The sequence below is a fragment of the Campylobacter concisus genome, assembly GCF_902460575.1.
GTDB lineage: Bacteria > Campylobacterota > Campylobacteria > Campylobacterales > Campylobacteraceae > Campylobacter_A > Campylobacter_A concisus_AW.
This window is the reverse complement of record NZ_CABPUY010000002.1, coordinates 114544-119583: the sequence shown is the minus strand read 5'-3', so window position 1 is coordinate 119583 and position 5040 is coordinate 114544. Positions and strand designations below refer to the sequence as shown.

The 5040-nt window shown below is 40.0% G+C and carries 5 protein-coding genes; 2 read left to right on the top strand and 3 right to left on the bottom strand.

Translation table 11 applies throughout. The features are described 5' to 3' along the window. The first annotated feature begins 122 nt into the window (after positions 1 to 122). A complete protein-coding gene (locus F3G76_RS04590; RefSeq protein ID WP_149706055.1) occupies positions 123 to 1208 on the top strand; it encodes an MBL fold metallo-hydrolase in 1086 nt (361 codons plus the stop codon). A gap of 44 nt (positions 1209 to 1252) precedes the next feature. Further along, a complete protein-coding gene (locus tag F3G76_RS04585) occupies positions 1253 to 1540 on the top strand; it encodes a hypothetical protein (protein WP_087581727.1) in 288 nt (95 codons plus the stop codon). Positions 1541 to 2067: 527 nt separating this feature from the next. On the opposite strand, the gene F3G76_RS04580 is transcribed toward F3G76_RS04585, so the two are convergent. From F3G76_RS04580 to petA, 3 genes are read right to left on the bottom strand one after another with little or no spacing between them, the layout of a single operon-like run. Further along, complete coding sequence (locus tag F3G76_RS04580) at positions 2068 to 3108, bottom strand: c-type cytochrome (RefSeq protein WP_149706054.1); 1041 nt, start codon at positions 3106 to 3108, stop codon at positions 2068 to 2070. Between the two features lie 2 nt (positions 3109 to 3110). Continuing rightward, positions 3111 to 4355 (bottom strand): cytochrome b, encoded by a 1245-nt coding sequence (locus F3G76_RS04575; RefSeq protein ID WP_149706053.1) that lies wholly within the window; start codon positions 4353 to 4355, stop codon positions 3111 to 3113. Positions 4356 to 4365: 10 nt separating this feature from the next. Beyond that, positions 4366 to 4869, bottom strand: a complete 504-nt coding sequence (gene petA, locus F3G76_RS04570; protein ID WP_002939267.1) for a ubiquinol-cytochrome c reductase iron-sulfur subunit — start codon at positions 4867 to 4869, stop codon at positions 4366 to 4368. Positions 4870 to 5040: the final 171 nt, after the last annotated feature.

Genomic DNA, 5040 nt, shown 5'->3' with positions numbered 1-5040 from the left:
GTAAAATTATCTTAATTAAGTTTAAACTTAAAAATTAGTTTTTTAAGCTTGGGTTAATTAAATGAAACTGAAATTTAAAAATCTAAAATATAATCCAACCTTTAAATTTAAAAGGGTTATTGATGGAAATTTTTATAGTCATAGTTTTATTTATCGCTTCAGTTTTTGCTTTTATAAAATTTGCCCCTGTTTTTGGTGGCACACCAGACGCCAAGAGCCAAAAGCTGATAGAGGCTTCGCCAAATTTTAACGGCAAAGTTTTTATAAATTTAGAGCCGACAATTGATATGGTAAAGAAAAATCCGCAAGCGTCTATGTTAAATTACGTCCCTCAAGCGCTCTTTCCACCAAAAGGCAAGCTACCAAAGCGCCCTTTGCCAAATTTAAAATTTGACGCAAACGCCCTCAAAAATGGCGAGTTTATCTGGCTTGGGCACGTTAGTCTCATCTGCAAGCTTGATGGCAAAATCATCATCACAGACCCAGTTTTGCACCGAGCATTCCCTCTCCCAATAGGCGGCAAGCCCTTTGCCTACGAGCACGCCATCACCGCTAGCGACTACCCAGAGGTGATCGACGTCGCCCTCATCTCGCACGACCACTACGACCATCTTGACTATAAAACAATCCTTGAGCTAAAGGGTAGGATAGCCAAATTTCTAGTGCCGCTTGGCGTCAAGGCTCACCTCGTAAAATGGGGCGTGAATGAAGGCAAAATTTACGAGTTTGACTGGTTTAATGAGCAAAAGATAGGAAATTTAAACTTTACTTTTTGTCCCTCAAGGCACTTTAGCGGGCGCACATTTAAAAGAAACACCACGCTTTGGGGCGGCTGGGCGGTAGAGGAGGCTGGCTTTAGCTTTTATTTTAGCGGTGATGGCGGATATGGCAAGCATTTTAAGATGATAAATGAGAAATTTGGCGGCTTTGATCTAGTTTTTATAGAAAATGGCGCTTACAGCGATGGCTGGCCTTACGTGCATATGAAGCCAGAGGAGTCAGCGCAAGCACTAAAAGATCTTGAAGCTAAGCTTGGCGTGCCGGTGCACTGGGGCAAGTTTGATCTTTCTTATCACGCTTGGGATGAGCCGATCAAGCGTTTTGAAAATGCGGCTACAAAACTTGAGCTAAACTACGCAACGCCGATGATCGCAGAGGTTTTCACCGTGCAAAATCCACCTAGAAAAAAGTGGTGGGATGAAATTTAGGAATAAAATTTGCTCTAAATTTTAAAATCCAAAAGGAAGTGCAGATGAAAATTTCTGAAAATTTATCAAATTTAAAAAACGCTATCGACAAGGCAGCAAAAAACGACCTTGATGCAAGCGCTACTGGAAGCTTTTTGCAAAATTTAGAAAAAGCGAATAAAGAGACAGAGAAGATCTACGAGAAGCTTGAAAAAGAGCTAAAGAGCGACGCGCAGATGTTTAAGCAGTTTGACTTCATGCAGATGATGACAAAGCTTCAATACGGCAACCTAAAATCAAGCGAGCGCGAAGAGCTGATAAACAAAATGAGCAAAATCGCTAAAGAAATCTAGCTGTTTAGTGTGATTTTACGGCGAGTTAAATTTGGCTATTTTGCGTAAATTTATGTGGTTTTTGCTGAGTAAATTTGCCAAAAAATGTAAATTTACTCACTTAGCAACTGTTAATATCCTCACATTTGCCACATCTTTTGCCAAATACCTGTTGCACACTAGGTATGCAAGAGAGCATCGGTATATCACATGCGCAAAATTTAAGCAAATTTCTCAAATGCTTTTAACCTAGAAATTTAAGCTAGTCAATCAATAAAGGCAAATTTTAAAATTTATGAACGAGCATATCACGGCTCTAAATTTAGTGCTAAACGTAGTGCAGCCTAAATTTAGTAAGTTGCTAAGGCGAGTGAGTAAGATTTTAAAATTTGCAAATTTGTTTAGTCAAATCATGTTAGTGTCAAGTAAATTTTAAAATTTTATAAAAACAGCTCGATTGATTTTGTAAAAGAATAAATTTAAAGAATATCTATTTATATATGTAAATTTACTAGAGAGAATTTAAGAGCCAAAAAGGCTCTTAAATTTTAGTGGAGTTCGCTCCAGACTTTGCGTTTCCAAAGCCAAGCAAAAATTCCTAAGATGAAGAAGTAGATCATGACATAAAGTCCTGTGCTCTCGCGCTCAGCCTTTTTGCTGTCGCCTACTTTTTCTATGTAAGATACTATGTCGTCTTCAGCGGCTTTGTTTAAGCCAACTCTAGGCATCGCAGTGCCTGGAAGCATCTTTTGAGTATCGTTTATAAATTTATGCAAGTAGTCTGCACCTTTTGAGCGGATCATCATAGATAGATCAGGTGGGTTTGAGCCCATATATGCTGCAAGGCTTACTTTGTTGCCAAGAGTATATTTTTTATCATACTTCATATCGTGGCATCTTTGACATGCATCAGCAAATACCTTTTCTTCAGTGATCTTGCTCTTTGCATCCGCCTCAGCTGATACTTTTTTAAGATAAGCAACTATGTCAGCGATCTCAGCGTTTATATCGCCGCCAGCACCCATAAATGCAGTCATCGGATAAGGATGCTCGTCGTTAAATTTATGAGATAGTTTTACAGCCATAGTTGGATTTTTGATAAGTGCAGCCAAAAATCTCTCGTCATAAATTTTACCAGCTGTGCTAAGATCTGGTGGCACTACGCCAAAGCTTTGGCTAGCTGTCTCAGCGTCCATACTAGCTGGCATACCAGCTGCTTCGATGCCGTGGCATCCTGTGCATCCAGCTGCGCCAAATGTCTCAGCGCCTTTTGCAGCGTCACCTTTTGCAAGGTCGATCGAGTTTATATCAGCCCAAAAAGCTGTGTAGTCATCAAGAATTTTTTGTGCTGTCTCAACGTCTTTTGTAGCCGCTTCTATACTAGCTTTATTACCACTAGCTTTTGCAGCCTCAAGCGCCTCTTTTTTCTGCTCTAAAAAGTGCTTTGCGTAGTCAGTATCTTCTTTTGAGAAGTTGTACTCAGCATTTGCAGTGTGCGGATGAAGCTTTGTGTGAGCGTAAGGCTCGATACCCCAGTATAAAATACCTGAAAGAATAACAACGATGGCAAAAATTTTAAGCTCTTTCATGATTAGCCCCTTTTTCTTTCAAGTATTGTGATAACTGGAAGTGCGATTATAAATAGCACTAAAAATAGCAGTGACGCGTAAAATCCTATCCAGTCGTTGATGCCGCCTGTTGGGAGCTTGCCATATATAGATAATAAGATAAGGTCAGCAACCAGCACCCAAAACCATACAAAAAATAGTGGTCTTTTGTGAGCTGGAGCTACAAGGTCGCTTCTATCAAAAAGAGGTATAAGCATAAACGCAACACCTGCGAATGCAAATGCGATAAGACCGATGTTATAAGCTGAAATTCCAGCTATATCAAAGAAGAAGCCACGTAAAATTTCATATTGCCACAAGAAGTACCACTCTGGATAGATGTGTGGTGGAGTTTTTAGCGGATTTGCTGGCTCAAAGTTGATAGGATCCATCGCAAAGTTGAAGTGATAGCAAACAAGATATATGACAAAGATCATAAAAAATGATACATACATGAAGTCTTTTGCCAAAAATCCTGGCCAAAATGGTATGACTTTAGCTTTTGCTCTGTCGCCGTGTAGATACTCTTGCGCCTCTACTTCAAAGTCGATATCTTCGCTTGTTAGGTTATTTACGTGAGGAATTCTTAATGAGTAGAAGTGGATAACCAAAACAACGATAGTTACAAGTGGCAGCAAGCATACATGAAGCATGAAAAATCTAGTAAGCGTTGAGTCGCCAACTGCGTAATCGCCCCTGATCCACTCAACCAAAGCATCACCGATAACTGGCACACCACCAAAAAGCTGAGTGATAACGGTAGCCGCCCAGTAGCTCATCTGTCCCCATGGGAGCATGTAGCCGCTAAATGCCTCTGCTGAAAAGCAGATAAATAGCACCATACCGCTTACCCAAATGACCTCTCTGCCTCTTTTGTATGAGCCGTAGTAAAGTCCAGTAAGCAAGTGGATATACATGATAAGAAATATCGTAGAAGCTGAAACTGCGTGGATATGACGCCAAAGCCAGCCATACTCGACCTCTTGCATAATAGTGTAATTTACGCTGTCAAAGGCTAAATTTACATCTGGCTTGTAATACATCATAAGCAAATAGCCAGTGATGATCAAAAGTAAGAAAAGCGTCGTTAGGATAACGCCCATCGCCCAAAGGAAATTTATATTTTTTGGGATCCAGTATTCGCTAACTAGAACCTTCATAAGCTTTGTAAAAGCTAGGCGCTGGTCAAGCCAGTCAATAACGCCAGTTGATTTGTGAGATAAAGACATCGCTAACCTCCTAAGCTTTAGCTACTAATTTTTCGTATTCTGGGCTTGTTTCGCCTAGAACTAGCTTGGTTCCATCGATCTTAAATGGTGGGATATCAAGCGGTCTTGGTGGAGGTCCGTATGTCTGCACGCCATCAACGTTAAATTCGCCGCCATGACAGGCACAGACAAACATTTGCTTGCTCGCTTTATACTCAGGGATACATCCTAGGTGCGTGCAAAGTCCGATAAGAACTACATATCTCGCATCTCCAACGACTACATCTCTCTTGTCGTTTTTAGCCATATCTGGGCTTTTTTTGAGGATGAAAATAGGCTTTTTACGCCACTCAACCTGTCTCATCTCGCCATCTTTGATCGGGCTTAGATCGACAGTTGTAAAACCAGCAGCTTTTACGCTAGGGAGCGGATCCCAGGTCTTTTTCATGGCAACTAGTGACATCGCGCCACCAACAGCTGCCACGGCACCAAACGCAAGGCCGATAAAGCTTCGTCTTTCTTGCTTTACTGACATTAATTTCCTTTCTATAAATAAAATTTAAACGATTATACTCTCAAAAAATTAAAAAACTATAATCTCACAATATAGTTTGTAAAAATAAAGTGAATTTAAGCTTTTTTTACACCAAAATTTGAGATAAATTTATCTAAAAATACCTGTATATCGTAACTTTAAACTTTTTAT